Origin of the sequence: Saccharopolyspora elongata (assembly GCF_004348985.1) — a bacterium.
Classification (GTDB): Bacteria; Actinomycetota; Actinomycetes; order Mycobacteriales; family Pseudonocardiaceae; genus Saccharopolyspora; species Saccharopolyspora elongata.
Window position 1 is genome coordinate 47,694 of record NZ_SMKW01000009.1, and the last position, 25,438, is coordinate 73,131.

The 25,438-nt window shown below is 65.2% G+C and carries 27 protein-coding genes and 2 pseudogenes; 13 read left to right on the top strand and 16 right to left on the bottom strand.

The features are described 5' to 3' along the window. Positions 1-17: 17 nt before the first annotated feature. Entirely contained in the window at positions 18-563 is a 546-nt protein-coding gene (locus E1288_RS47920; protein ID WP_207954272.1) for an NAD(P)H-binding protein, read from the bottom strand. A 17-nt stretch (positions 564-580) separates the two neighbouring features. Continuing rightward, positions 581-1,603, bottom strand: a complete 1,023-nt coding sequence (locus E1288_RS09580; RefSeq protein ID WP_235883450.1) for an alpha/beta hydrolase family protein — start codon at positions 1,601-1,603, stop codon at positions 581-583. A 110-nt stretch (positions 1,604-1,713) separates the two neighbouring features. Between E1288_RS09580 and E1288_RS48680 the strand changes: the two genes are divergently transcribed. Beyond that, on the top strand, positions 1,714-2,133 hold the full coding sequence (locus E1288_RS48680; protein WP_235883451.1) for a hypothetical protein: 420 nt from the start codon (positions 1,714-1,716) through the stop codon (positions 2,131-2,133). Between the two features lie 145 nt (positions 2,134-2,278). On the opposite strand, the pseudogene E1288_RS50330 reads toward E1288_RS48680, so the two are convergent. The 3 genes and pseudogenes from E1288_RS50330 to E1288_RS09595 form a co-directional block, all read right to left on the bottom strand. Beyond that, positions 2,279-2,539, bottom strand: a pseudogene (locus E1288_RS50330) (transposase family protein); the annotation flags it as partial. Positions 2,540-3,581: 1,042 nt separating this feature from the next. Continuing rightward, on the bottom strand, positions 3,582-3,716 hold the full coding sequence (locus tag E1288_RS49795) for a hypothetical protein (RefSeq protein WP_268951821.1): 135 nt from the start codon (positions 3,714-3,716) through the stop codon (positions 3,582-3,584). Positions 3,717-3,772: 56 nt separating this feature from the next. Further along, entirely contained in the window at positions 3,773-4,819 is a 1,047-nt protein-coding gene (locus E1288_RS09595; protein ID WP_132483438.1) for a DUF6880 family protein, read from the bottom strand. Positions 4,820-4,908: 89 nt separating this feature from the next. Between E1288_RS09595 and E1288_RS09600 the strand changes: the two genes are divergently transcribed. After that, positions 4,909-5,256, top strand: coding sequence for a hypothetical protein (locus tag E1288_RS09600; RefSeq protein WP_132483440.1), 348 nt, complete (start codon positions 4,909-4,911; stop codon positions 5,254-5,256). Next, positions 5,253-6,419, top strand: coding sequence for a hypothetical protein (locus tag E1288_RS09605; RefSeq protein ID WP_132483442.1), 1,167 nt, complete (start codon positions 5,253-5,255; stop codon positions 6,417-6,419). The genes E1288_RS09600 and E1288_RS09605 overlap by 4 nt, the downstream gene beginning before the upstream one ends. A gap of 88 nt (positions 6,420-6,507) precedes the next feature. Here the strand turns inward: E1288_RS09605 and E1288_RS09610 are convergent, their stop codons facing one another. Then, positions 6,508-6,978 carry a UPF0158 family protein gene (locus tag E1288_RS09610; RefSeq protein WP_132483444.1) on the bottom strand — a complete coding sequence of 157 codons (471 nt, stop codon included), beginning with the start codon at positions 6,976-6,978 and terminating at the stop codon, positions 6,508-6,510. Between the two features lie 739 nt (positions 6,979-7,717). Here E1288_RS09610 and E1288_RS09615 point away from each other — a divergent pair. The 5 genes from E1288_RS09615 to E1288_RS09635 all read left to right on the top strand — a co-directional run bounded on the left by E1288_RS09615 (position 7,718) and on the right by E1288_RS09635 (position 13,300). After that, a complete protein-coding gene (locus E1288_RS09615) occupies positions 7,718-8,707 on the top strand; it encodes a toll/interleukin-1 receptor domain-containing protein (RefSeq protein ID WP_132483446.1) in 990 nt (329 codons plus the stop codon). A 2-nt stretch (positions 8,708-8,709) separates the two neighbouring features. After that, positions 8,710-10,455 (top strand): SPFH domain-containing protein, encoded by a 1,746-nt coding sequence (locus E1288_RS09620; protein WP_165968049.1) that lies wholly within the window; start codon positions 8,710-8,712, stop codon positions 10,453-10,455. Positions 10,456-10,565: 110 nt separating this feature from the next. After that, positions 10,566-11,531 (top strand): protein phosphatase 2C domain-containing protein, encoded by a 966-nt coding sequence (locus E1288_RS09625; protein ID WP_132483450.1) that lies wholly within the window; start codon positions 10,566-10,568, stop codon positions 11,529-11,531. Then, positions 11,528-12,589 carry a protein kinase domain-containing protein gene (locus tag E1288_RS09630; protein ID WP_132483452.1) on the top strand — a complete coding sequence of 354 codons (1,062 nt, stop codon included), beginning with the start codon at positions 11,528-11,530 and terminating at the stop codon, positions 12,587-12,589. The genes E1288_RS09625 and E1288_RS09630 overlap by 4 nt, the downstream gene beginning before the upstream one ends. Positions 12,590-12,592: 3 nt before the next feature. Beyond that, positions 12,593-13,300: a vWA domain-containing protein gene (locus E1288_RS09635; protein WP_235883452.1), complete on the top strand. Its 708-nt coding sequence runs from the start codon at positions 12,593-12,595 to the stop codon at positions 13,298-13,300. 83 nt (positions 13,301-13,383) lie between these two features. Here E1288_RS09635 and E1288_RS46825 read toward each other — a convergent pair whose 3' ends face one another. Next, positions 13,384-13,620, bottom strand: coding sequence for a hypothetical protein (locus tag E1288_RS46825; RefSeq protein WP_165968050.1), 237 nt, complete (start codon positions 13,618-13,620; stop codon positions 13,384-13,386). 759 nt (positions 13,621-14,379) lie between these two features. Between E1288_RS46825 and E1288_RS46830 the strand changes: the two genes are divergently transcribed. Then, a complete protein-coding gene (locus E1288_RS46830) occupies positions 14,380-14,928 on the top strand; it encodes a carbohydrate-binding protein (RefSeq protein ID WP_207954274.1) in 549 nt (182 codons plus the stop codon). Positions 14,929-15,256: 328 nt separating this feature from the next. Here E1288_RS46830 and E1288_RS50335 read toward each other — a convergent pair. The 5 genes and pseudogenes from E1288_RS50335 to E1288_RS09665 all read right to left on the bottom strand — a co-directional run. Next, positions 15,257-15,834, bottom strand: a pseudogene (locus E1288_RS50335) (IS1634 family transposase); the annotation flags it as partial. A 30-nt stretch (positions 15,835-15,864) separates the two neighbouring features. Then, a complete protein-coding gene (locus tag E1288_RS49800) occupies positions 15,865-16,164 on the bottom strand; it encodes a transposase (RefSeq protein ID WP_132483591.1) in 300 nt (99 codons plus the stop codon). A gap of 100 nt (positions 16,165-16,264) precedes the next feature. Beyond that, the gene (locus E1288_RS09655; RefSeq protein ID WP_132483456.1) at positions 16,265-16,627 is read right to left on the bottom strand and encodes a hypothetical protein; all 363 of its coding nucleotides are present in this window, start codon (positions 16,625-16,627) and stop codon (positions 16,265-16,267) included. Positions 16,628-16,697: 70 nt separating this feature from the next. Then, a complete protein-coding gene (locus E1288_RS09660) occupies positions 16,698-17,705 on the bottom strand; it encodes an AraC family transcriptional regulator (RefSeq protein WP_132483458.1) in 1,008 nt (335 codons plus the stop codon). Between the two features lie 138 nt (positions 17,706-17,843). Further along, positions 17,844-18,815, bottom strand: a complete 972-nt coding sequence (locus E1288_RS09665; protein WP_132483460.1) for an alpha/beta hydrolase — start codon at positions 18,813-18,815, stop codon at positions 17,844-17,846. A gap of 916 nt (positions 18,816-19,731) precedes the next feature. Here E1288_RS09665 and E1288_RS09670 point away from each other — a divergent pair. Genes E1288_RS09670 through E1288_RS09680 form a run of 3 tightly spaced genes read left to right on the top strand, consistent with a single transcriptional unit; the run spans position 19,732 to position 21,387 of the window. Beyond that, positions 19,732-19,980 carry a hypothetical protein gene (locus tag E1288_RS09670; RefSeq protein ID WP_132483462.1) on the top strand — a complete coding sequence of 83 codons (249 nt, stop codon included), beginning with the start codon at positions 19,732-19,734 and terminating at the stop codon, positions 19,978-19,980. Beyond that, positions 19,964-20,554, top strand: a complete 591-nt coding sequence (locus tag E1288_RS09675) for an RNA polymerase sigma factor (RefSeq protein ID WP_132483464.1) — start codon at positions 19,964-19,966, stop codon at positions 20,552-20,554. Before E1288_RS09670 ends, E1288_RS09675 begins: the two co-directional genes overlap by 17 nt. Beyond that, positions 20,551-21,387 (top strand): anti-sigma-D factor RsdA, encoded by an 837-nt coding sequence (locus E1288_RS09680; protein WP_165968052.1) that lies wholly within the window; start codon positions 20,551-20,553, stop codon positions 21,385-21,387. The genes E1288_RS09675 and E1288_RS09680 overlap by 4 nt, the downstream gene beginning before the upstream one ends. A 373-nt stretch (positions 21,388-21,760) precedes the next feature. On the opposite strand, the gene E1288_RS09685 is transcribed toward E1288_RS09680, so the two are convergent. Together E1288_RS09685 and E1288_RS09690 are read right to left on the bottom strand one after the other, a co-directional pair. Further along, the gene (locus E1288_RS09685) at positions 21,761-22,474 is read right to left on the bottom strand and encodes an SDR family oxidoreductase (RefSeq protein WP_132483466.1); all 714 of its coding nucleotides are present in this window, start codon (positions 22,472-22,474) and stop codon (positions 21,761-21,763) included. Positions 22,475-22,511: 37 nt separating this feature from the next. Continuing rightward, the gene (locus E1288_RS09690) at positions 22,512-23,591 is read right to left on the bottom strand and encodes an alkene reductase (RefSeq protein WP_132483468.1); all 1,080 of its coding nucleotides are present in this window, start codon (positions 23,589-23,591) and stop codon (positions 22,512-22,514) included. Positions 23,592-23,755: 164 nt separating this feature from the next. Here E1288_RS09690 and E1288_RS09695 point away from each other — a divergent pair, with 164 nt between their 5' ends. After that, complete coding sequence (locus E1288_RS09695; RefSeq protein ID WP_132483470.1) at positions 23,756-24,358, top strand: TetR/AcrR family transcriptional regulator; 603 nt, start codon at positions 23,756-23,758, stop codon at positions 24,356-24,358. Positions 24,359-24,398: 40 nt separating this feature from the next. On the opposite strand, the gene E1288_RS09700 is transcribed toward E1288_RS09695, so the two are convergent. Both E1288_RS09700 and E1288_RS09705 read right to left on the bottom strand, forming a co-directional pair. Further along, on the bottom strand, positions 24,399-24,881 hold the full coding sequence (locus E1288_RS09700; protein WP_132483472.1) for a winged helix-turn-helix transcriptional regulator: 483 nt from the start codon (positions 24,879-24,881) through the stop codon (positions 24,399-24,401). Between the two features lie 42 nt (positions 24,882-24,923). Next, entirely contained in the window at positions 24,924-25,331 is a 408-nt protein-coding gene (locus E1288_RS09705) for a tautomerase family protein (protein WP_132483474.1), read from the bottom strand. Positions 25,332-25,438 lie beyond the last annotated feature (107 nt).

Below are 25,438 nucleotides of genomic sequence, written 5' to 3' on the forward strand. Positions count from 1 at the left end.
GGGTTCGACCTGGTCGTTCAACAGCATCCTCGCCGTGCTGGAATCCCGACCGCTGTTGTGAAATCGGGCGAGGAACCGGGTGGATGCCGAGGCGTTGGTGTAGTACCGCTATCGGGCGGTCTGCGAGGTACTGGGCGGTTCGCCGATCGGTGAGGTCGCTGCCCGTTACGGCACGTCCCGCGCTCGACACCGGCGAGGCGTGCAGCCTTGATCGCTTTCGCAACCCCGTCGCCGTCGATGGCCTTCGTGACCTCCTTGCTGCCGCCATTCGATCCGGCACTGAAGACGATCACATCGACATCACCGAACGTCGCCGCCAGATCTTCCACGGTCATGCTGGAGAGATCGCCGACTCGTGCGTTCATGCCTCGCGTTGCGAGCTCAGCCTGCTGGTCATCTCGGCGAACGAGCCCGTGCACGGCGTCCCCTCGAGAGCGCAGTTTCTGCGCGAGCAGACCGCCGATGCCGCCGGTGATGCCAATGATGAAGACGTCCATCGTGGATGCTCCGTTCTCCGTATGCAGCGCTTCGGCTTCGTCGTCGTGCTGCGCACCGTCCGTCACGACTCGGGCCGGACGGATCAGCTGCTCGCGGCGCTGCGGCCGCCGAGGTGTTCGGCGAGGTGCCGTTCGATCGCGCGGAACAGCATGACCTGGTTCTCCGGGTTGTCGAAGCCGTGGCCCTCGTCGTCGGCGACGAGGTACTCGACCGGTACGCCGCGCTCGCGCAGCGGGGTGACGATGTTGTCGGACTCGGCGTGGACGACGCGGACGTCGTTGGCACCCTGGGCGACGAGCAGGGGGGTGCGGATGCGGTCGATCATGGTGATGGGGGAGCGACGGCGCATGTCGGCGAGCTGGTCGGGGTCGTCGGGGTCGCCGACGTAGGCGATCCAGTTGTTGGTCATGTTCGCGCGGACGAACGGGGGCAGCGTTGCAAGGAAGTTGGCCAGGTCGGAGATGCCGACGTAGTCGACCGCGGCGGCGAACTTCTCGGGGGTGACGGTGACGCCGACGAGTGCGGCGTAGCCGCCGTAGGAGCCGCCGACGATGGCGAGGCGGTCGGGGTCGGCGTAGCCCTGGGCGATGGCCCAGTCGACGGCGTCGATCAGGTCGTCGTGCATCTTCCCGGCGAACTCGCCGATCGCGCCGGTGAGGTGTCGGCGTCCGTAGCCGGTGGAGCCGCGGAAGTTGACCTGCAGTACGGCGTAGCCGCGGTTGGTGAGGAACTGCGCGGCCTTGTTGAAGCTCCAGGTGTCGTGCATCCACGGTCCGCCGTGCACCAGCAGGACCAGCGGCAGGTCCTGGGGCGCGATGCTGACGGGCAGGGTCAGGAAGCCGTGCAGCGGCAGGCCGTCGCGGGCCGGGAACCGGACCGGGGTCATCGGTGCGAGGTCGGCCGGGTCGAGGTGCGTGTCGCGGAACAGCAGGCGGCTCTCGCGGGTGGCGTGGTCGTAGAACCAGGTCGTCCCTGGTTCCCGGTCGTGGATGAAGGTGGCGACCCAGCGCTGCCCGGCCAGATCCGAGTGCACCCAGCCCAGTACGCCGTCGGAGAGCTTCTCGAGGGCGGTCTGGACCTGGGCGAAGTGGGAGTCGATTGGCACGATGCGGGGTCGGTCGCCGGTGAAGCGGGCTGCGATGACCTGGCCGGTGCGGCGGCTGGTGAAGACGGTGGGGGCAGGGTGTCGCTGGCGGCGCTGAGGGTGTCGAGGCTGTGCCCGTCCACAGCGGCGATCACGGTCTGCTCGCCGGTCGCGCGGTCGAGGCGCAGCAGCCGGAGGTCGTCGGAGTCCTGGTAGTCGCCGATCAGCGCGGCGCTGCCGTCCGGGGTGGGGAGCAGGAACACGCCCATCGGGTGTTCCGGTCCGCCGGCGCGGTGCAGCAGGCGCAAGTCGCCGGTGTCGGGGTCGGCGGCGGAGATCTCGTGGGTGCCGTCGGTGTCCTTGGACAGGTACCAGGACGCCCGGCCGGTCCGGTCGACGAGGAAGGTCTCGGCAGGATCGGTCCGCTCCACGAGCGGGGTGGTCTCGCCGGTGACAACGTCGATCCGGAACACGTCGATAGCTCGGAGGTGGGACAGGCAGCTGCCGCCGTCTCAAGCTGTCCCAACCCGCTAGCCAGGCTCCATTTGTGAGGCCCAACGCTGGGATACGGCTACCTGTCCCGCCGGTCGGCGGTGATTGAAGGATCAGCGCTGCCCGGTGACCACGGCCCGCATCGTCTTGCCATCGACGGCGACCCGCCTCCACCGGCTCGCTGCCCTGCAGCATCCAGCCGGACAACGCCTGGTCGAGCTCATCATGATCGCCCCTCGCCAGCACCCGCGCGAAGGTCCAGCCCGACGGGGTTCCCGACCACGAACACACCCCAAGCTCGGCCACAAGCCAGACCGGCAGATCCGCGGCGTACTCGGCGATCTCGACGAACGTCTTGGCCCCGGCGGCCACCGCCAGTACTGCGAGGGTCAGCAGCCGCCGCCGATACCGCAGGCCACGGACGTCGCGGGGATGGCTACCACATCCAGGGCCCGCCGCAGGCAGTCGATACGCCTCTGCACGAGGGCGCGGCTTTCGGGTAGAGCATCATGAACTCAACACCCCGATGATCTCCCATCAAGGTCGCGCCCTCGTCCTGCGTTCTGCCTGGTTAGAGAACCCCGCAGCCCTCAGATCAACTTTGCACACCCTGCCACACGCCCCAGCCAAGGAGCACGACCATAAATGTGGGGAGGCAGCAGGGAGCGCGAGCGGCCTCCTTGAAGGGGCTATCCGCAGCACCCACTTCAGGTCCACCACCCCGAACTCCGCCCGCTAGAGCAAGATGGCAATCCGGCAAAGGTGGTGACCTCTTCGGCTACGTACGCCGAAGAGGTCAGCAGACCCGATGCCACCTCACCTACCCGTAAATGACGCAGGCGCTCCACCTGGACAGTCACCTGACCAGCACAAACAGCGATTCCTGGTCGCCTCAGCCGCAGACTTCAAGACAGCGGGCACATCTCACAACGCCCCACGCGCAACGTGATCGATGACGTATCCACCCGTCCAACAGCGGCAATGGGAGCACGACAATGGTTAGCCCAGGCAGGAAAGCCCCGCAGTACCACGGAAAATGGCGTGAACACTTCGGACAGCAAAGTGTGGTCAGCACACCCTGCTCCCCATTCGCTCCCACAACGGCAGATGGCCTGCCCGCGATGGGATCGAACCAGTGACCTCTTCGGTGTGTGAACTATGGACGGCGTTCCGCGCTGACCTGCGAAAACACGACAACCGCAGGTCAGCGCGGGGTCATTGAAGTCAGTTGAGATCCGTTCACAGCAGTTCAGCGCCCAGCGCTGCTCCCCTTTTGCTCCCCCAACGTCCCCGCGATAGCATTGCGTGTCGTTCATCACACCAAATTGAGCACTTGCATGGCTGTCGATGCGTGCCCGGCTCGCCAAGCCCACACGACGTTTCTGCGGGGCAGTGACGTTGCCCTTGGTGTTCCAGTTCCTAACGCCAGATGCGCCTGCGGAGTAAGGCGAATGTGGTAGCAGTGGGACGCTGTATCGTGACGAGTCCGGGCACGGACTGCGCGATGTCACATGCCAGCGCGATAGAGCTTTGCGATGAATGATGTTTTGCGTTTGTGGCGCTCGCGCAGTTGGCCGAGGTATGTGTCGAAATCTGCCGCGTGGTCGATGGACCGGTAGGCGTCGCGGAGCTTGCGGAGCATCGTGATCGCTTTGCTGTAGCGGTACTTGTCGCCACTGGCGTCCAGTCGCTGCTGGATCAGCCGCTGCCACGGTCCGATCGCGTCTTGGGGGTGCGTGGGTTGGCGCAGATCGATGAGTTGGTGCCAGCGGGATTCGGACAGGTCGTCGGTGTGGTCGACCGCCACTCGCCACGCCTGGTCCAGTTCCCTTCGTCGAGCAGCACGCCGACGAGGTGGTCGGCGAACGCAGGCCGCTGTGCGGTGGCGTGGTGTAGGCGCTGGAGCGCTTCGTCTCGCAGGCTGCCCCAGTCCCCGGTGTGTTCCGCGGTGCGGCGTAGGTCGCTGTAGTGGGGTGCGGTTGGGTGCTGGTCGAAATGCCGCCGCCGCACGGAGAGTGCTTCCTCTGTAGCGCCGCGTTCGAGCAGCAACTCCACGTAGGCGTTGCGGAGCTTGGCCTGGTCGATCGGGTTGCCGATGTCCAGCCCGCGCTGCGCCCAGTGCTCGGCGTCGGATGCGCGCCCGGCGTTGCGGAGTGCGTCAACAATCTTGAGGTACTGGGAGGCGCTGTGGAGATCTTCGGCCAGCACAGCAACGTAGTGGTCGACGTCTCCGGTGACCTCGGCGAGTTGTTCGCGCAGGATTCGGATCCCGAACGGTGTCCGGCCGAACTCGGGCTGCGCTGCCTTGGCGCGCTCGTCCACGATTCGCGCCAGCTCAGCGCGGCCCTTCTGCCCCAGTGCTGCCGCGTAGTCCCGCAGTTCGAAGTCCGGCCAGCCCGGCCCGTCCAGTCGAAGCTTGGCCAGCCACGACGCCAGCCACTTGGGATCGGGCGGGGCCGCCGCGCAGGCGCGTGCGTGCACGGCCATCATCAGCACGTGGAGGTCGCTACCGACGACGCCGGAGGAGTCGTCCAAATACATCAACGCCGTGGTGACCGACTCGACCGCACGACGGGCGAGAGCGGGTACGCACGCAGGCTCAGTTTCGATCAACGCCTCACATGCGGCGGCGACCTCCCGGACCTGCCGCGAGTACTCCCGTCGCCCGTGCTGTGGGTGCGTCCGACGACCGCGCCGCAGACCGTCGATCAACCGCCGAACCCGCTCCACTTCCGCACTGACCACGCTGCCATTCAAACAAACACCGACACACCGAACGGCTCGCACGGTGACTAACCTGACGCCGCAACGGCGAGCAGCGAGGAGGACCGGCGATGAGCCTGACGAGCCGATGGCGGATCGTGGAGATGGACATGTGGGACCGGGACGCCATCGACCTCGAAGGACCTGGCTTCATCGAGTTCGCCAAGGACGGGACCGGACAGTTCGGGTTCATCGCTGTGCACGGCTGGATGGACTGCCGCCCCACCAAACGCGACGGCCGGCCCTGCGTCGAGTTCAGCTGGGACGGCGACGACGAAGGCCATCCGGTCAATGGGCGCGGCTGGGCCATGCTGGCCGATAACGGCACGATCGAGGGACACCTGTTCATCCACATGGGAGACGACTCGGGCTTCCGCGCAACGTCCTTCGCTGAAGCCAATGCACGGGATGGGCGATGAGCGAATACCAGTATTACGAGTTCGTCGCGGTCGGCCAACCACTGAATGCGCATGAACAGGCTGAGGTGCGGTCGCTGTCCACCCGCGCGGATATCACCGCCACCAGATTCGTCAACGAGTACCACTGGGGCAACTTCCGCGGCGACCCGCACCGGATGATAGAGCGCTACTACGACGCCCACCTGTACCTGGCAAACTGGGGAACGCGGCGAATCATGCTGCGCCTGCCACGCAAGCTGCTCGACTTGGACGTAGCCGAGCAGTACTACGTCGGCGACGAAGTCACAGGCTGGGTCACGGAAGAGCACGTCGTGCTCGACTTCATGAGCGACGATGAGTCCGGCGACGATTGGGACATCGACCCGCATGGATCGCTGTCCGCCATCGTCGGGGTTCGCGGAGAGTTGGTCGCCGGTGACCACCGCGCTCTCTACTTGGCTTGGCTGGCCGGGTACGGGACCTGGGAACGCGACGAATACTCCTTCGACCGCGCCGCAGATGATGAGTTTGAGCCACCGGTACCGCCAGGATTGCACACGCTCACCGCAGCCCAACGCGAGCTGGCCGACTTCCTCCGCCTCGACGACGACCTGCTCGCGGTCGCGGCCGAGACGAGTCCTCCGCTGGAGCAGACCACCGACGATCCCAGTGAACTCATTGCCTGGGTGACGAACCTGTCGCCAGCTGAGAAGGACCACTTCCTCCTGCGCGTCGTCCAGGATCGGGCTGCGACCGTGCGGATGGAGATGCTGCGCCGATTCCGCGACGAAACCACCACGGCCATCATTCCCGACGCGCCCCGCCGGACCGTGGCCGAGCTCCTCGACAAGGCGGCGCGCCGACGGGTCGAGTGGCAACGCCGAGAAGACGCCCAGCGCGCTGCGGAGCAAGCACGACGGGAAAAGGCACGAGCCCTCGCGCTCCAACAACGGTTGGACAAGCTGGCCCGCGATGAAGACGACGCCTGGTCCCGTGTCGACGCGATGATCGCCACCCGCAAGCCCGCCGAGTACGACGCCGCAGTCACACTGCTCACCGACCTACGCGCCCTGGCCGAACGCGACGGCCGAACTCACGAGTTCACCCAGCGCAGCACAGCCCTGCGGCAGCAACACGCACGCAAACCCAGCCTCCTCGTCCGCCTGGACCAGGCGCACCTCTGAACAGACCACAAAGGATGGTGTTCAGCTGCCGCTGATGTCTAGCCCGGGCGCGCGGGCCTCCGACGCTCGCCCGCACCCTTTCCCCGGTTCAGGGAAGGTCGGGGTCTGGGTGCTCGGCCACGAAACGCTCGCCCGTTTCGTCATCGACCAGCGAGTTGTCGACCAGCCATTCAACCGCCCGGCGCTGTGCGCGACCGTCACGGAAGGCGTGCCAAGCCGGTAGCAGGTGCGGATGCTCTTCATGCAGCTCGTTCTTGAAGCGGCGGAAGGCGCCCTTGCCCTGGATGGCTCGCGCGAGTCTGAGGCCGGCTGCCTCGTCGCTGATTCTCTCGGCGAAGTCGGCCATGTCCTGGTACCAGACGTAGGACGGCAGCGGATCGATGCAGGCCAGGTCCAGATCGTCAAGGTCAACGGGGGTGTGTCCATCGATGCCACCGTCCGCCGTCCAGAACACGATCTCGCCGGTCTGCGGGTTGATCAGCCATCGGTGTTCGAAGTCGGTCTGGTCCGCCAGTGCGGTAGCGATCTCCTCCAGGTCAAGCCTGCTCAGGTCAAGCATCCGGCCACGATAAACCTGCCTCTTTCCGCGCTGACGATCAGCGACCGCGCGACCAGCGGCATGAGCGGATAATCAGCCTGTAAAGCCTGTAAAGTCGCCGCACTTCATCGTTGTTCTAGGGGTGTGGGTGTTCGTAGGGAACGCGGGTTTAGAGAGCGACGACCTGATCACGGTTTACGTGTCGGTAACTCCGGACATGGCCGGCGCGGCGGTGGCCATGGTGGCTGGTGGCGCTCAGGTGCGGACGTCGGACGACATTCCACCTGGGCCAGCGCTGGACCGATGGTCTGATCAGCCTGCTTCGTGGGTGTGACGCGCTGGTGGTGATACCGACCGGGCAGGCCACGGAGACCATCTTCTTGGAGACGGGCGTGGCCCTGGGCCTCGGTGTGCCGGTGGTCGTCGCGGTGCCGGAGGGGACTGGCCAGGGGGCTGTTCCGATCGTGCTGCGGGACTTCCCGGTTGTGGCGCTGGCTCCCGGGAGGCTGGCTCACTTACGGCTGGTGAACACTTTGGAGGCCGTGACCTCCGCCCCTGAAGCTGGCTCTGCCTTGCCGGGGCGCGTCGGTGCCTCGCAGTCAGTGATTGGCCGGGACCTTGAGTCACCAGCGCTTGCAACAGATGCGCCACCGGGCACGTAGGAGGCTTGGTACACTCTGTGACTGATCGTGCGCTAAAAGCAACATATGGGTGAGTATCGGACGATGGCGTGTGAGTTCCTGACCGATGGGGGTCTTGAATGTGGGCTGGGGGACGGTCCCAGCAAACCGGGGTTGACGAGGATGTAGATTCGTCGTTCTTTGTCTCCTATTCCCACGAGGATGCGCATTACGTGACGCGCCTCGTTGACCACCTGCGAGGTTTTGGGCTTCCGCTTTGGTTCGACGGTCATTTGGCGTGGGGTAGTCAGTTCACCCGGGAGATACGTCAACGGCTCTCGCGTGCCCTGGGGATCATCGTGGTCATGTCGCCGGGCGCTGACCAGTCTGAGTGGGTAGAGCGTGAAATCCTCGAAGGTCAACGACATGATCGTCTCTTCTTGCCGATCCTGCTGAGTGGGGAACGACTGTTCCTGCTTGCCAGCAGCAACTACTTCGATGCGCGGGACGGTTCATTTCCTGGTGAGCGGGAGATCCAGGAGCTCCAACGCATCCGAGACGCGAAGCCCGGCTTTGTGCCTCGGCAGTCGCCGCTGGACATCCCCGCTGGAAAACCCGCGCCTCGCACCACACGTGTTCCTGCTCAGATCTCCCTGCGGAAGCTCTCAACATTCCTCGCCGATGGCCAGCTCGAACATGCCGACATCCTGACGACCTCACTGCTTCTCGAGTCGGTGAATCGCATCGACCACGGGTGGATGCGCAGAACGGACGGGAAAACGATTTCTGCTGGTCTGCTGCACGATGTGGACGACCTCTGGTCCAGGTTTTCCGGCGGACAGCATGGATTTCGGGCGCAACTAGCGCTACACCGAGTCCCTCCGCCGGGCGCGCCAGAGGGACGCCAGCGGGACTTTTCCGCGTTGGCACTTTCCCTCGGTTGGAAGAGTGCCCAGCGTGACACTATGCCGAGATATGGTGATTTCATCGCCCGTCCGGAGTTCCCAGCCGGCTTCTTTCCGACCCTGCGCAACCCGCAGCTCGAACAGAATCAAAGCTGGCATGACCACTGGATGGAAACCGTGATGGCAGTTCAGTTGCAGCTTCGCGCGACGAAAGGGTGGAAATAACGGTGCTAACGACAGTGGTCGTGCTTTCTGTGTTTCTCCTCATCGGGCTGTTAGCGTTCGTGGTTAAAAGCATTGGCCGGGTGCCGACCGGCCATGTTGGCCTTGTCTATCGCACGTTCGGACGGCGCCACCCGGACGATCGCTTCAGGGTGCGCGTGCATGGCAGTCCCGGCCCCCAAGCCGCGATTCTTGAGGCCGATCACATCTACTTCCTTCCTTTCCTCATCTACAAAGTCACCTACGCGCCCCAGACATACGTGCCGCCAGGAACGATCGGCGTCGTCCGGGCGAAAGAGGGCGCTACTCCGCAAGACCGGCCGCTTTGCCGACACGTCGAGTGCGATCAGTTCCAGGACGGCCACAAATTCCTCACGAACGGCGGCCAGGCGGGAAAGCAACCGGCCATCCTCCGGGGCGGGGCGTCCTACGATATCAACCCCTGGATCTTCGATGTGATCACGGTCGACAACATCGGTGAAGGTCGCTACGGGCTCACCGCCGAAGACCTGAGGGAGATCACTGTTCCGGAAGGTGAGACGGGTGTGGTGATCGCGCTCGACGGCAACCCGCCCGGCGAGGAGGGCGGCGTAGTCGGCCGGCGGGTCCCCGGACACCAGAGCTTCGAGTATCCCTGGAAGTTTCTTGCCAATGGCGGCCAGCGTGGCGCACAAGCGGAAACGCTGAGCCATGGCGGTCTGTATGCGATCAATCCATGGTTCGCGCGGATCGTGCTCATCCCGACCCGCAATCTCACCCTGGAATGGACGCGGAAAGAGGACAAACCACGAAGCAACTTCGATGCGGCGCTCGACAAGATTGTCATCAACGTCGAAGGCCACCGGCTAAGTTCGAGAATGTCGCAGATCATTCGGATTCCGGCCAAGGCGGCACCGCAGCTCGTCGGCCTCTTCGGCGAGCATGAAAGCGATGCGTTCGGCGTGAGCGGCGCATCGGACCCGACCCCAGTGCAGCGGTTCGTCGAAGGAGTGCTCGGTCGCACCGTTGAGGGGTATTTCCACAGCACCGCAGCCGACTACCGAGTTCTTGATTTCCTCGGCAACCACAACGAGGTGCGTCTAGAACTTGAGGGACGGGTGCGTGACGACCTCGCCGAATGGGATGTGGAAGCGGTCCGTACGACGCTGGGCGAATTCGAGCCGGAAGGTACTGACATCGACCGGTTTCGGCAGAAAATTCAGCAAGAACGTGATCGTCAGCACTACCTTGAACACCGTGAGAAAAACGTTCAGATGGAAGCGAAAATTGAAGAGGTGTTGATCGCGATTGAGCGAAATCGAGGCAAGGTCGCGACCGCTGAACTGGAGGACGAAATCAGGCTGCTGGGCGTGGACCATGTCGCGTTCGCGCGCTTCCTGGACCGACTAGCGGAGATGGACGTGCCCGAGTTCGTCGGAAGCGATTCAAGCGCGCAAAACATGCCTTTGCCCGCTGCCCTTAACCTGATCAATAAGTACCTTGCCGGGCCTGGCAGGGAGCCCGGGGCGACCTCGCCACGGGAGTTGGACCCGGCGCGCGGTTCCCGATCTGATCACCAGCTATCGCCGCAGCCCGCTGACGACGATTCTGCCACCGCGACAACGGAACGGGTGAGCCGAGTTCGCGGCACCATGCGATCCACTGTGGATGGTGAGGCCTACTCGGCCGACCCCGAGAACGGGCAAACCCCGAAGATTAACCGCGTACGCGGAACGGGAAAATCGCATCAGCCCGAGAACGACGATGCGTAACGAGGGCGCTCACGACGGCGGGAGATGAGGCAACGACCTTGGTGCGAATCCAAGCAGTTGGCACGCCACAAAGCGCAGTATGGAGCCACGGTCGTCCAGGCTTGTTCGCCATGGGCGTGTGGACGGAAAGAAAAGCCGGAAGCGGTGAGGACGCCGAGCCACTCTTGCTCCACGACTGGTCGCACAATGCGGGCCTCGCGGCGGTATTCGATGGCGCGGGTGGCGCCGGGGCAGCCAGCGCCGGACACTCGGCGCAGGGCGTCGAGCGCAGTCACGCATGGGTGGCGGCGCGTGCAGCACGCGGGCTGACGGAAGAGTGGTTCGTTACGACCGGCCAGCACGGTGTCCAAGACCATGCGGCTTCACTGGAGCAGCATCTCGCCGAGCGGCTCGGCGAAGTGCGTGGCGCCAGCCGAAGCAGGATCGCCGGGTCTATGCGGCGGGATTTGCCGACGACCGTGGCGGCGTTGCGTTACGAGGTGCATCCCGACAGGGTCGTGTGGCAAGTGTTGTGGGCCGGGGACTCCCGTTGCTACCTGCTTGACTCCGAACACGGCCTGCAGCAGGTCAGTCGCGACGACGCCGAGTCGGGTGATGCACTGGTGCTGCTGACCGAGGACCCACCGATGACCAACATGGTGTCCGCGAACCGCCGATTCACAATCCACGCCGCTCCCGGTCACGCGGCGATCCCCTGTCTGCTCGTGTGCGCCACGGATGGCTTCTTCGGTTACCTGAACACGCCGGCCGAGTTCGAGTTCCTGCTGCTCGACACGATGGCGAACGCCGCTGACTTAACAGATTGGAGCACGCTCCTGACACAAACGGTGAGTTCCTACACCGGCGACGACGCATCGCTTGCACTGGTAGCGCTGGGATTCGACGATTTCGATCAGTTGCGCGCCGATTTCGAGTGGCGCAGATCGGCGCTTCAGGCCGAACACATCGAGCCCACCAGACGAGCATCGGACGGGGACCGGGAATCGTTCGTCGCCGCGAGAATGGAATCCTGGAAGCTCTACCGCGGGTCCTACGAGCAGCGGATGCCGCGGCAGCACGGGCAGGAACGTCCGTGAAGAAAGGCGACGTCATCGGCGACTACCACATCACCAGCAAACCCACGAACACCGATGCGGGTAAATGCTTGTGGGCGTTCGCGGAAAAGGACGGCCAGGAGTTCTTCATCAAGGAGTTCCTCGACCCGAAGCGCCCTCGGGAAAATTTCATGGGAAGCCCGGAGGCCAAACGTGCGATCGTCGCGCAATGCGAGGAATTCGAGGAGCGGCACTGGTCGGTTATCGAACTCCTCGACCCGGAGGACCTCGATGCTGGGAACCTGGTCACCGCAGTCGATTTCTTCTTCGAGGGAAGCCGCTACTACAAGGTCACCAGGCGGCTGCATCTGGCGGACCTGGCGGACCCACACCTGCTCACGCCGTACCAGAAGAGCGTGCTGCTCGGCACCCTGGCCGACAGTCTGCGGCTGCTGCATCGCAAGGGCATCGTGCACGGCGACCTCAAGCCGCAGAACGTGCTGCTGCACCAACCGCCGGGCAGTGACCTCTTTACTGCCAAGCTGATCGACTTCGACGACGCCTACATGTCCGGAGCCCCGCCCGAGCGCACGGTGATCGGCGGGGACGCGCTATATGGGGCACCGGAGTGGATACGGTATGTGCAAGCCGACCCTGAAATCGGACCTGAACAGCTGGTCACCGCCGTCGACATGTTCGCATTCGGCCTGATGGCGCACACCTACCTCACCGGCGCACTGCCCGGCTACGACAAGCGGCACGGCTCTCCAGCCGAGGCGGTCAACGCGGGAGACGTGCTCGAGTTCGACGACCGGCTGAGTCCGGCACTGCTGCACACCTTGCGCGCGTTGTTACGCGCCGACCCGGGCTCCAGACCGCACATCGCCGATGTCCAGGACCTGTTGGAACAACAGGAGCAACTCGCGCTGCGAACAAATCCCCCTGCGCCGGAGGACGATTACCGAGTGAAGGTCGGGCGGCTGCAGATCAACTTCGGCGGTGGGAAAGAGCCCCCAAGCCCTTCGAGCGGTACCCAGTCGCGCGTCCGCATCAATTTGGACGGGCGCAATCCTGAAGGCCGAGACGAGCAAAGGAGATAAACGTTGACCGGGAGCGGCCCGAATAACAACAACCTGAAGTATGCCGTGGACATCGTGTTGTGCATCGACGTGACCGGCAGCATGGGACCCACCTTGGATCAGGTCAAGGAAAACGCCTTGTCCTTCCACCAGCAGCTCAGCTCGGTGATGGAGGACAAGGGACGCAGCATCAGCCAGTTGCGGCTGAAGGTCATCGCGTTCCGAGACTTCGCCGACAGTCCGGACAACGCCATCGAGCAGACCGGTTTCCTGACCTTCCCCGAACAAGCCCACGATTTTGATACGTTCGTGCGTGGCCTGCGCGCATCGGGTGGGGGAGACGCGCCAGAATCAGGCATGGAGGCGCTGGCCCTCGCGATGGCGTCCGACTGGGAGCAGGGACTCGACCGGCGGCGCCACGTGATCGTGGTGTTCACCGATGCCCCCGCGCACCCTCTCGGCTCACCGGACCAGATACGGGCGCGCACCTATCCGCAGTCTATTCCGCGCTCGATGGCCGAGGCATTCGATCAGTGGGGTTTCGCGCACAGCCAGAAGGCGATCATGGAGAACTCCTCCAAGCGACTGCTGCTTTTCGCCCCGGAAACCCAACCTTGGGTCGACATCTCCGAGAGCTGGAACAACACGCTGTTCTTGCCGTCTAAGGCGGGAGAGGGCGTTCATGAGTGGGAGATGGACGAGATCATCAACACCATTGCCCACAGTCTCTGACAAGGCGGTGCGAGATGTGGCGGCGACCCAGAAACCGGAAGAGACACCCGCAAAGGGTGCGGGCGAGCTGGGGTCCGGATTCCTCAAATGAGTTCGAGTCGCGCTGGTACGACGAGCGCGGTCGCCCCACGGGCCACGTGCGGGTGGTGGACTGGGACGAGCGGTTCGATGCCCCAGATCGTGTGGCCTTCCTTGTGGAAGGTCACGGCGTAATACTGCAATTGCGAGCGGGCCGGATCAAAATCCACGAGACTCAGAAACAGCGAAGAAGCATTCGGCTGAATCTTCCGATCGAATCGTGTGTCTCCGCGAATGTTCAAGAGCGCAGGACGTCAGACGGATCGGTTGTGCTCCGGTTCGACCTCCGGGCAAAGATCGGGGCGTCCTGGCCAGAGCCGATGTCCGTCTCTCTGCTCTTTCCGGCTGAATGCCGACCGCAGCTTTCCCACCTCGTTGATCAGTTACATGAGTCGGATCGAGTCGAACCTGTCGGACCCGCGGCAGCGCAGGTAAGCGAACCACCGCCGCCCGCGAATGAGGTACCGCCGGGCCGTGTTGATGAGGAACGCAAGTCGCCGACGTTCCGGCAGCTATCCGTCGTCGGGGTTCCAGACACCGAGGAATGGTTGAGCTTTCATCCGTTACCGAGCAGCGCCGACGTTTTCGCGTTCAAACCGCCTCGCGGGACTGGAAGAAGGTAGGCGGGAGAGCACATGTCCGACCAGGTGTGGGTCTGCGACGGCTGCAACACTAACAACGCCGCCGAGGCCGCGGTCTGCCGCCGGTGTAAGCGCGAACCGGGCAGCACGACGTCCACGGAAGTCCGGCTGGCATCCGACGAGGCCGTGACGCCCCGTCGACAGGACACGGAGCCACCGGATACCTCGACGCCCTCGTTGTCCCGGCCGGACGAATCCGCGACGCCCCTCTCACGGGTTCGGGTCAGCAGCCCGGATTCGTCCCCCGCCTCCAGGTCAGGCTCCGCACCGGAGGACATGCCTCGCGAAACGGAGAGTTCCGCACCGGTGGAGTCCTCTCGGCCGTCCCGACGTGATCGGAGAACGCTGGCGGTGGTCGGCGTGCTGATCGTTCTGGTAATCGCCGGCCTTATTGCCCTTCTAGCCAGCCTCAGCCTAGCCAGCCTCAGCGTGGCAACGAACGAGAACCACTCAGGCCCCACGTCAACCGTGCCAACCTCGTCTTTCACTTTCCCGCCCAGCGCCTCCGCTTGGAGCGCCTACGGCGGGCTCGACGCGGAATCCTTCGACTGGCAGTCCGGGGGCATCGCCGTCAACCAAGATGGCTACATCGGCCCGCTCTCCCGCGGAGACTCCATTCGCTTCACGAACGTCGATTTCGGTTCGGTGCCGGCGACAGAGGTTTCAGCCCAGCTGTGGACCTGGGTCGGTGACGGGGTGAATGCGAAGATCGACGTCCGACTCGATGGCCCGGAGGGCAAGCTGATCGGCAAGATCAATGTGTCGCCCGAGAAGCGGCGGGAATGGAAGAATGTGCCGGTCAAACTCGTAAATGGCCCCGTGACGGGCAAGCACACCGTGTACCTGACCTTCGTCGCAGACAAGCCCGAGGACTTCATGTACCTCAACTGGATCCAGTTCCACCGCTGACCGCGCCATAAACCGTCCACAATGGAACAGCCCTTCCGGGCCATTCCGGCCGGGCAGATAAGTGAAGTGACTTCGCCCCCCCGCGGTGTGGCGGCATACTGTGATCAAGATCAGATGAGGCGGTGGTGGCGCTGGCCGGTCAGGGAAGTCGGGCGGACGAAGAGCCCAGCTGGGACTCGGTGGGTGTCGCTGCCGGCCAGCATCGCCACGGCCTACGAGACCTTGATGCAGTCGCACGATAGCCCGTGGGTGTTCTGTACCCCGGACCGGGCGCCGCTGCGCCGGTCGAATTTCCGGCAACACTGCTGGCGTCCCGACTTGGGCCAGGTTAGTGCGTACTTGTTCGGGTGCGGATGGCGTCGAGGACCTGTTGGACGTCGTTGGATAGCGGGTCGGCTGCGGTGACGACGTGTTCACCGGCCTGGATCTGGATGGTGCGGTAGCGGCGGACCGTTTTGACGAACTTCTTGATCGACCAGCCGGTGGTGTCCTCGATCCAGCGGGAGACGGCCAGGGCGGCGAACACGATCGTGAGGGGCTTCGATCGAGTCTTTGGTGCGGTGGACATCGGGCGGGCGGCCAGGTCTGACTTGGCCATCCGGAAGCTCTTTTCGACCTGAAACAGCTGGTGGTAGGCGTCGATGACCTTCTCCGGGGTGGGCTCGGCGATGTTGGTGACGTAGCCCTTGATCCCGGCCAGCGCACGGGCCTTGGCCTCCAGCTCCCGGTTGACCGTCTTCGTTGCGTTGTCCAGCTTGACGAACCGGTTGCGCTTGACCGCGGTCTTGCCCGCGACGGCCTGCTCGGCCTTGGCTCGTCGATTCCCTTGAGCGTCCGGCGGGCCCGGTCGTGTTTGTATTGGTAGTAACGTACCTGGTCACGGCGCTTGTCGCGGCGCCCGGCAGGCAGGGCGTGTGCAAAGTTGATCTGTTCGGTTTAGGTTGTTTCGGGCAGTAGGTTCAGGAGTCGTTCGGGCCTGCGGTTGCCGGCGCGGAGTGCGGGGCGGATGTGGGTGGCTCCGTGCTGGCGGTGCAGGGTGATCGCGGTGTTGCGGAGGATGGCGAAGTTCTGGGGTGCGTTGCCGGTGCGGGCACGGTGGCGGTCTTCGTCGAAGGCGACGTCACGGATCAGGTGCAGGCGGTTCTCGATCGCCCAATGGCCCTGGATGAGTTCCGCCAGGTCAGCTGGGGTGGCGGCGGTGGGTGGCAGATCGGTCAGATAGCAGGCTGTCTCGATGCTGGCGGGCTAACTTTCGGCCGGCGCCAGCGCCGGATCCGGAGTGCCTGCCGGGCATTCAGCAACTCCGGCCGCAGACCCTCGTCCAAGGCAAGGACTTTCAGGCTCCTGGTCTCAGCACGCCCGTGCCCGCGGCCGCGATTCTGCTCACCGAGGCGAGTGTCGTTCCAGCGCACGGTTTGAGACCAACGGAGTTCAAGCCGCGCGGTGCGAGAACGTCCTGCTGCAGCGCGTTCACCTGCCGGAGTAGTTCCCCGAGCAGATTCGAGGGTAGTTCTGCCTGCACGTCGACCGCCTGCACCTGCTCGGTGCCACCATCCACCCGCCAGCGCTCGCCGCCGGCCTCAAGCCGACGTGGATGTCCGTCGCGGAGCGCTGCGACCTGTGCCTGCGGCTGGATCTCCCGCGCCACGACCTTGGCGCCGACGCCTACGCCCGGACGGGTCTCCTCGTCGCCGATCATCTGCGTACGCTGGAGCCCGGCATCACTGTACGGGTACGAGTACGCGGCAGTAGGTTCGTGCGCGTGCACATCACCGAACAACAGCCGGATTCGGCGCAGTGGCGGCATTGTTGGGCGGTACTGGGACGCTGCGGTGCAAGGCACGCCAGTCGGTTGGCGTGTAGCCCAGGGCGTTGCGGAAACGGCGGGAGAAGTGCGATGCGTCGACGAACCCGCAGGCGCGGGCCACCGCGGCGATGGTGAGGTTCGGCTGCGCGAGCAGGCGTCGCTGAGCGATTTCTAGTCGCAGCTGCATGATTGTTTCGTTGAGGGAAAGCGGTTGGGACTGCCACAGCTGGAACAGCTTGCGGACCGAAATTGCGTGAGCTGCAGCGATCTGGTCAGGGTTGACGTCCGGGTCGGCGGCGTGCATGCGCACGTAGAGCGTGACCCGGCCCAGGAGATGGTCGTGGACAGCGGCGCGGCGTTGGTAATCGTCCTGTGATGTGCTGGCCACCAGTCCCTTCAGCAGGGTTACGGTCGCCTCAGCGGTGGCCTCACGGGCCTGGTGGCTGGTCAGCAGCGGGGCGTAAGTGGCCAGGGAAGCCAGGTGATCGTGGACCACGCCGTACAGGGGGCTGGTCGCGAGACGGTGGTCGGCCGAGCGGATGGTCTCCACGCTCGCTTCCAGTTGGGAACGCTCGACCTGGATGCTAAAGCCCGCGCCGGTGCCCTGACAGCGGTAATTGAATGCAGCGTTCAGATCCGTGAGGAAGAGGTTGCCGCGACGCAACGGTCGGTGGTAACCGTGGTGTTCGTAGTAGCCGGGCGCGCCGTCGAACAGGACGAACGCGATCCGGTCTGGTCCGGTCCGGTTCCGGTGTTCCTCGGTACGTTCGTGCACGGCACTGGTGTTGACGGTATGTACCAGCGTGACATTGCGGTGCAGTTGGGTCCCAGCTACACGGGCTTGAATGGACGCCGGGTGCTCGGTGAGGAAGCGGACCCGGGTTGGTGATACGGCATTGGCGAACGCGGCCTCGAAAGCCGCGGCGCGATCCTTCGGGGCGAATTGCCCAGCGTCGAAGAGGATTTTCATGTGGCAGTCTCCATTAGGCGCAGCAATCGGCAGCTGCTGCGGATGCCTCCCAGCTTCGACCGAAACCCTACGGGCGCGCGGCGCGCAGAGCGATACTTTGTGCACGCTCCGGGTCTCGGCAGAGTCACCCAGCTTGGGTCAGGTGGTGATGTGGAGGGCTGCGTGCAGTGTGGTGGTGGCTTGGTTGATGGCGGCATCGGCGGCGTAGGTTTCGCGTAGGGCGTTGAGCATCACGAAGTCGTGGATGATGCCCTGGTAACGCGTGGCGGTCACCGGGACGCCGGCCTGACGCAGCTTGTTGGCGTATGCCTCGCTCTCGTCGCGGAGCACGTCGGCCTCGCCGGTGATGACCAGCGCCGGCGGCAGGTTCTTGAGTTGCTCGACGCTTGCGCGCAGCGGGCTCGCAGTGATCTCCGCTCGCTGCGCGGGGTCGGTGGTGTACTGATCCCAGAACCAGTATATGGCGTCGCGGCGCAGGAAGTAGCCCTCGGCGAATTCGTGGTACGAGTCGGTATCGAAGGCGGTGTCGGTGACCGGGTAGAACAGCACCTGTTGCACCAGCGGCACGTCGCCGCGCTCCTTTGCCATGAGCGTCAGGGCAGCGGACATGTTGCCGCCCACCGAGTCGCCGGCGACGGCGATGCGGGTGGCGTCCAGATCTTTGCTCGCGCCGTCGGTGACGATCCAGCGGGCGACGGTGTAGTTCTGCTCGATGGCGACGGGGTAGCGGGCCTCGGGGGAGCGGTCGTACTCGGGGAAGACCACAGCCGCATTGGCGCCGACGGCGAGTTCGCGGACCAGCCGGTCGTGGGTGTGGGCGTTGCCGAACACCCAACCGGCGCCGTGGAGGTAGATGATCACCGGGAGGACACCGGTGGCCCCGGCGGGCTTGACAATGCGGGCCTCCACCGATCCGGTCGGGCCGCCGTCGACGGTGATCCATTCGTCGTCGACCGCGGGCTTGGCGATGTCGCTGGACTGGACGTCGTCGACGGTCTTGTGGCCGTCGACCGGGCCGAGGTCGAACAGAAACGGCGGCTTGGCAGTCGCAGCCGCGAACTCGGCGGCGGCCGGTTCGAGCACCGGTGGCATCGGAACGTACTCAGACATGATTGCGACTCCTCATCTGGGTGCGGATGACGATGTTCGGTTGACCGGGTGAGCTGCCGCCCGGAAGAACTGGCCTAGCAGGGCGCTGGCCTCAACCCCGGGCGCGGTGGCACCCGGACACAGGTCCGGAAGATGCGCGACATGGCCCTGGATGGTCTCGGAGGCTAGCGGCGGGACGCCGCATCCTCCATCCGCGAATGAATCGTTTGCACGCCCAGCTTTTCAAAGACCGCAGAGAACCGGGTGTGCTGAACGTGCACGTCCTAAGTCCAAGAACGCAAACATCGGTGCACAACCCGCCGAAACGGACCTTCGACAGGCTCGCTTCGCCCGAGGGGTCGCACAAGCACACGCGGCGTAGGCCGGTGCGCCCCAGGTCTGCCCAGACTTTGTCAACCAAACCCTGAGCAGACCCGGATTGCTCGTCGGCCTGCAGATGAAGCAGTTCATCCTCGCGCTGGACGTAGCTGAGATCTACACGGCCAGTGGCGGGGTGATGGCTATCCCGCCGCCTTAGCCTGGAGTCCCGTGGAGCATGGCCTAACGGCGGACTCTTCGTGGTGCGAAGCTGTGGATGATCCATCCCTTCACCACCGCCCGCCTCGCCACCTAGCGACAGCTGTCGCTGAGGGCGCGCTGCGCACCGGGGAATTGACACCCGCATGCGCCGGGCCGACGCGATCAGCACCCCGAATGGTCAGCAGGGCAGGGAACGATCCCCGCGTGCGTGGGGCCGACGAAGCCGAGAACATCGCCGACGACCGTCCGGTAGAACCATCCCCGCAATGCGCGGGGCCGACTGCCCCGCAGGTAGACGTCATTCTTGGCGCGAATTTTGGTCGAGGCTGTGACATCTGGCCTCCGTCGGTCATATCCAGATGACAGCGGAATAACGACCGACGAACGGACGCCAGTCATGATCTTGATGGGTTTTCTGGCCAACGCGCCGTGGCCAGTAGGGCTCGCAGCGGCGATGCTGCTGGCACTGGCCATCGAGCGATCACGAAGAAAAACCTACAAATCGGTCCTCTCCAACACCCCTGATGGAACCCTGCTGATTGACAAGTCCCGACGTGGCCGGGCACTCATCATCGTGCGCGTGTCCGATTCCCGCCTCGGCGAGGGTGAACTGGCCAAGGCGGAGAGAGATGCCTGTAAACGATGAAGACCTACGGCGTGACTTCGAGGCGTTCATGAAGGAGAACGACAGAGAACTGGCGTCCGTTGCGAGGCGGTACGCCGGTTTTAGCGGGCTGCCGGAGGCCGCCGGGAAGGACATCGCTCAAGACGCCCTGTGCATCGCGTGGGGAGCTTGGGAAAAGGAACTGGCCGGTGCGGATTGCGGACGGCGCCTAGCCTTCGTGTACGTCGCGATGAGCTATAAGGCTCGGGAGGAACAGCGATCTCGGCGCCGTGCCGGCGAACTCCACGATCCCTCGGACATGGTGAACCTTGAGGAAAAAGAGGCAAGCTACGAGGACCGTCACCTAGCGCGTAGCGCCTTGCGTGTTCTCGCCGACGCGATGGCAGAACTGCCGGATGAGGAGCGGTTGATCCTTGACCTTGCGATCGCGTGTGTGCCGCGTGGCCAGATCGCCGCTCAACTTGGCCTGACCGGCACCAACGTTACGACAAAGCTTCACCGAGCCCGGGAGAAGCTCCGCCGATCCATTGGCCCTGACGTGCTCGCTGAACTGGGCATCGGGCGCGTCAGGAACCCGACGGGAGGTGCGCAATGACCACCGACGACGACCGGATGGCGAGCCCTGCCTCGGCGGCCGGGCCAGAGATTCCCGTAGTGACCGGAGATGCCGACATCGACCGGCTCTTGTCCGCCGCCGGTCGGCACCTGGATGCCACCGCCACAATGACGTCGATAGACCCAGCCGAGGTCATCGACCGAATCTTCCACGATGACAGGGCCCGCGAAACCCGAAACTCCGCGCCTACGGTCGACCTGACCGCACTGCAGGATGACGACGCATTACTCGACGCTCTCGGTGGGACTAACCCCGATGTGTCCATGCCGACCGAGTCCACGTGTCCGAGCCTGGAGTCGCTGCTGGTCGCCTGGCGGCAGGATGCCGACGCGGTGCCAATCGGCGATCTGGTCGACACTGACGCCGCGGCCACAGCGATCGTCGCGGGAAACCGCCCGCAGCGCAGGCGTGGTCGCCGTCATCTGGTTCCGGTGGCCACCGCCGCCGTCGTTCTGATGATCTCCTTCACCGGTGTCGGCGTGGCCGCTCGCGATGCGCAGCCCGGCGACATGCTGTGGGGCGTGGCCCAGGTTCTCTACGCCGACCACACCCGCGCGGTGGTTGCCGCGAGCTCGGCTCGCGAGGACCTGAACACCGCCGAGGGCGCGCTCGAGAACGGCAACCGCAACGCCGCCGAGGCAGCGCTGCGTTCCGCGCAGGAGCAGATGCGGGGCGTCGACGACGAGCACGGGCTGTCCGACCTGAGGGCCGCGTACGCCTCGCTGACAGCGCGAATCGACGACAACGAACACCTGTCGAACATGCCGAGCTCCCCCACGCACCCGACCGCCCCGCCTACTCCGGAGGGCTGAGCCGCGCGCCGCGCGGCCCAGCCAATCCCGATCGCAAGAAACTGAACGGCTCTGCTACTTCGACCAACTCCCGGAGGCTGGTCTGTCGTATCGAGACCTCGTCATGCAGCAGGGGTCGGTCGCGTCGAGCTCGTGACTGTTAACCGAAGGGTTACTGGTTCGAGTCCCGCGAGGTCCGAAGGGCTGTGATTGGCGCGTCTTGTCGAGGCCGGGCGGTCTGTTCACCCGTTGTCCGCCAATCACGGCCGTGATGGGGCCAGGTGCGGCCCGCACCTTCACTTGGGTAACCCGCTTCGATCGCGCGTGTGCCGGTGTCACAGTGTCAAAGGGGTGCCGCGTCCGATCGGTCGCGGCACCCCTTTGGCGGTCGGGTTTACATTCCGGTGGCGAGCTGGGGGTAGACGGCTTCGAGCGGGGCGGAGAGGCCTGCCTTGGCCTGCACGGAGGTCTCGTCGGCGAGGACTTCGTGCTCGCCGGCCTCGGTCGTGTCGAGCACCTTGGTGACGAGGACCGCGGGGTCGAGCTTCGGGTCGGTGGTGCTGGCGGCCATGGCGGTGTCGACCCAGCCGACGTGCACCCCGACGACCTGGACACCGGCGGGCTGCAGCTCGAGCCGCAGGGAGTTCGTCGCGGACCACAGGGCAGCCTTGGTGGCCGAGTAGATCCCGGCGACGGCGTACCAGGACAGGGCGGAGTGGATGTCGATGATCGCCGTGTTCCCGCCCTTGGCCGACAGGACCGGGGCGTAGGCGCGGGCGAGGAACAGCGGGCCGAGGAAGTTGGTCTCGACGTTGCGGCGGATCTCCTCGTCGGTGTGGGTGAGGATGCCCGGGCTGGTCACGGTTGCGCCGGCGTTGTTGATCAGCACCGTTACATCCCCTGCGGCCTCGACGGCGGCCTGGATGGAGGCCGGGTCGGTGACGTCGAGGGGGAGGGGCACGATGCGCTCGTCTTCCCATTCGCGGGGGTTGCGGGCCGTGGCGTAGACCTTGGCGGCGCCGCGGGCGAGGGCTTCGCGGACGAAGCGGGTGCCGATGCCGCCGTTCGCGCCGGTGACGAGGACGACGGCTCCGTCGAGTGAGGTCATGATGCGTGATTCCTGTTCGCTCTGAGATCGGTGGACGTCAGGTGTGGGTGAGGGTCGGGTAGTCGGTGTACCCGTTCGCGCCACCGGTGTAGAGGGTGGCCAGGTCGAGGTCGTTGAACGGGGCGTCGGTGCGCAGCCGCTCCACGATGTCGGGGTTTGAGAGGGCGAACCGGCCCAGCGGGGCGATGTCGGCGAGGCCGGCGTCGACGTCCGCTGTGATGCCGTCGCGCTCGCGTCCGTATCGGACGACGAGTACTGCCGTCGGCCACGCCTCACGGAAGGAGGTCAGCAGCTCGTCGTCGCCGATGTGGTGCACGTGCAGGTAGACCAGGTTCAGCTTTGCGAGCTCGCCGACGAGGTAGCGGTACTGGGCTCGCACGGCCTCTGCGTCGCCCTCGTCGAGACCGCCGAGTGGGAACGCCGGGGAGATGCGGATGCCGGTGCGGTCCGCGCCGATCTCCTCTGCGACGGCCCTTGCGACCTCGATGACGAACCGAGCCCGGTTCTCGATCGATCCGCCGTATTCGTCGGTGCGATGGTTGGCGTTGGGGGCCAGGAACTGGTGCAGCAGGTACCCGTTGGCGGCGTGGATCTCCACCCCGTCCGCGCCGGCGGCGATCGCGGAGGCTGCTGCGTGGCGGAACTCGCCGATCACGTCCTGGATCTCCGAGGTGCTCAGTTCGCGCGGAACTGGGGTTTTCTTCGAGCCCTCGACGGTGAACATGTCTTGCTCGGCTGAGATTGCCGACGGGGCGACCGGCTGCCGGTGGTGCGGGGTGTGGTCCGGGTGGGAGATGCGGCCGACGTGCATGAGCTGGATGAACAGGTGCCCTCCCTTCTCGTGCACCGCATCGGCGACCTTTGTCCACCCGGCGACGTGCTGGGGCGTGTAGATGCCGGGGGTGGCCGGATACCCCTGCCCGTCCTCCGAGGGCTGCGTACCTTCCGTGATCAGTAGTCCCAGCGAGGCCCGCTGGCTGTAGTACTCGGCTGCGAGATCCCCGGGGGTGCCATCGGGGTTGGCACGGTTACGGGTCATGGGAGCCAGCGCGAGCCGGTGCGGAAGCTCGATCCGGCCGAGCGTGAACGGCTGCCACAGAGAAGACAGGGAGGTCATGACGGGTGAGGTTCCTTTCCAACGAACGGATCGCCACTGCCTCCGATGCGCGACCGGGTGGTCTCGTACCGGCGTGGGAGTATGAGCCGAGGCACTTCCGAGCCCAGACAACAGTGACTACACTCAGAACTGAGCCTAGTCGTATTTTATTCCGGGGATGACCGATGTCAGTAGCGTCACAGCCGCTCGGGCGACGCGAGCGGAACAAGCAGGCCAAGCTCGAGCGCATCACCGCGGCTGCTAGCGAGCTGTTCGCGGAGCACGGTGTGGACGAGGTCACCACGCAGCAGATTGCCGACGCGGCGGACATCGGTACCGGCACCCTGTTCCTGTACGCCAAGACCAAGGGCGAACTGCTCCTGCTCGTGCAGAACGCCCATTACGCCACGGCGCTGGAACGCGGGCGCACCGCCGCAGCGGAAGAGACGAGTGCGGTGGATGCGGTGGTGGCGCTTCTGGCTCCGGTGGTGGAGTGCAACCGTGTCCAGGTTGATAATGGCCGCACCTACCTGCGGGAGATGGTCTTCGGCGACCCCACCGAACCCCACCACGCCGAAGCGCTCGCCATCGTGGGGCAGACAGAGGAGGCGACGGCCGGCATCCTCACCCAGCACGCGGGGTTGGCAGAGGCGGAAGCGTCGACGCTGGCGCGGGTGATCTCGGCCATCATGTTCCTGGGCCTTGCGGCGAGCGTGAACGTGGATTCCAGTATCGAGGAAATCCTCGCGAGCATCCGCACCCAGGTCGCGGCGATCCTTCCGCGCTGACTCCGACTGCGCACCCGCCACGGCAGGCCGTCGGGTGGTCTCACGTGGACGCGGCCTCGGCGGCGTTCGTGCGGACGAAGGCCACTTCCGTGTCGGGGACGATCCTGCCGTGCGGATCGAGCAGGCCGGCACGGACGCGTTCGCGCGTATCGGTAGTGACTGGAAGCACGCGCGGCTCCTTCCTCTGGCGCACGTGTGCTTCGCCCCACTGCTGCATGGCGACCATGACGACCTTCAACTCCTCGCCAGCCGGGGTGAGGTCGTAGGCGTCGCGCGAGCGCTGACCGGGCTCCCGATACGGGCTCTTCTGCAGCACGCCGTGCTCGACCAGCGCGGACAGCCGTGCACTGAGGACGTCGGAGGCGATACCGAGCCGCTCACGGAACTGCGCGAACGTCCGCGTGCTGAGGAACGCCTCCCGGACGATCAGGAAGCTCCAGGAGTCGCTGAGCACTCCCAGGCTCCGAACGATGGCGCACGGATTCTCCAGCGCACGCGCGAGCGTCGGCGACTGTCGGGGCATACCTGCCATCCTCCTCGGCGCGCCTGTTCTCCCGGTGCCAGGTCAGGCGGGTGTCTGGTCGAAGTCGGGGGCGAGTTGCAGTTCGCCGCGGCCGAAGGAGAAGTTCTCCTTCGGAACCGGTATCAGCGCGACGAACACGTCGTCCCCGGCGATCCCGAGCGCCGCGGTGGCCTTGCTGCAGATCGCACGGACCAGGGCACGCTTGTCCGACAGCGGGCGCTCCGCGGTGAACAGCACCGTGATGATCACCGCGTCGCCGCTGCGCTCCATCCCCATGTACTCCGGGTCCAGGAGCAGCTCGTCCGGCCTGTGACCGGTGATCGTGACGAACTGGTCCTCCGCCGGGATGCCGAGCGCCTCCTGCAGCGCCTCCGGCAACGCTTGCCCGAGGGCGCGCTTCTGCTCGGGCGAGAACCTGCCCGCCGGGACGTGCACCTGGAACACCGGCATCCGGCGCTCCTCTCCACGCCTCAAGGGCGCATATTATGTGCTGGATTGTCATAACCAACCTAGCATCGGTAGGGTCGATGCCTCCAGGATTCCGGGCGGTATCCCGC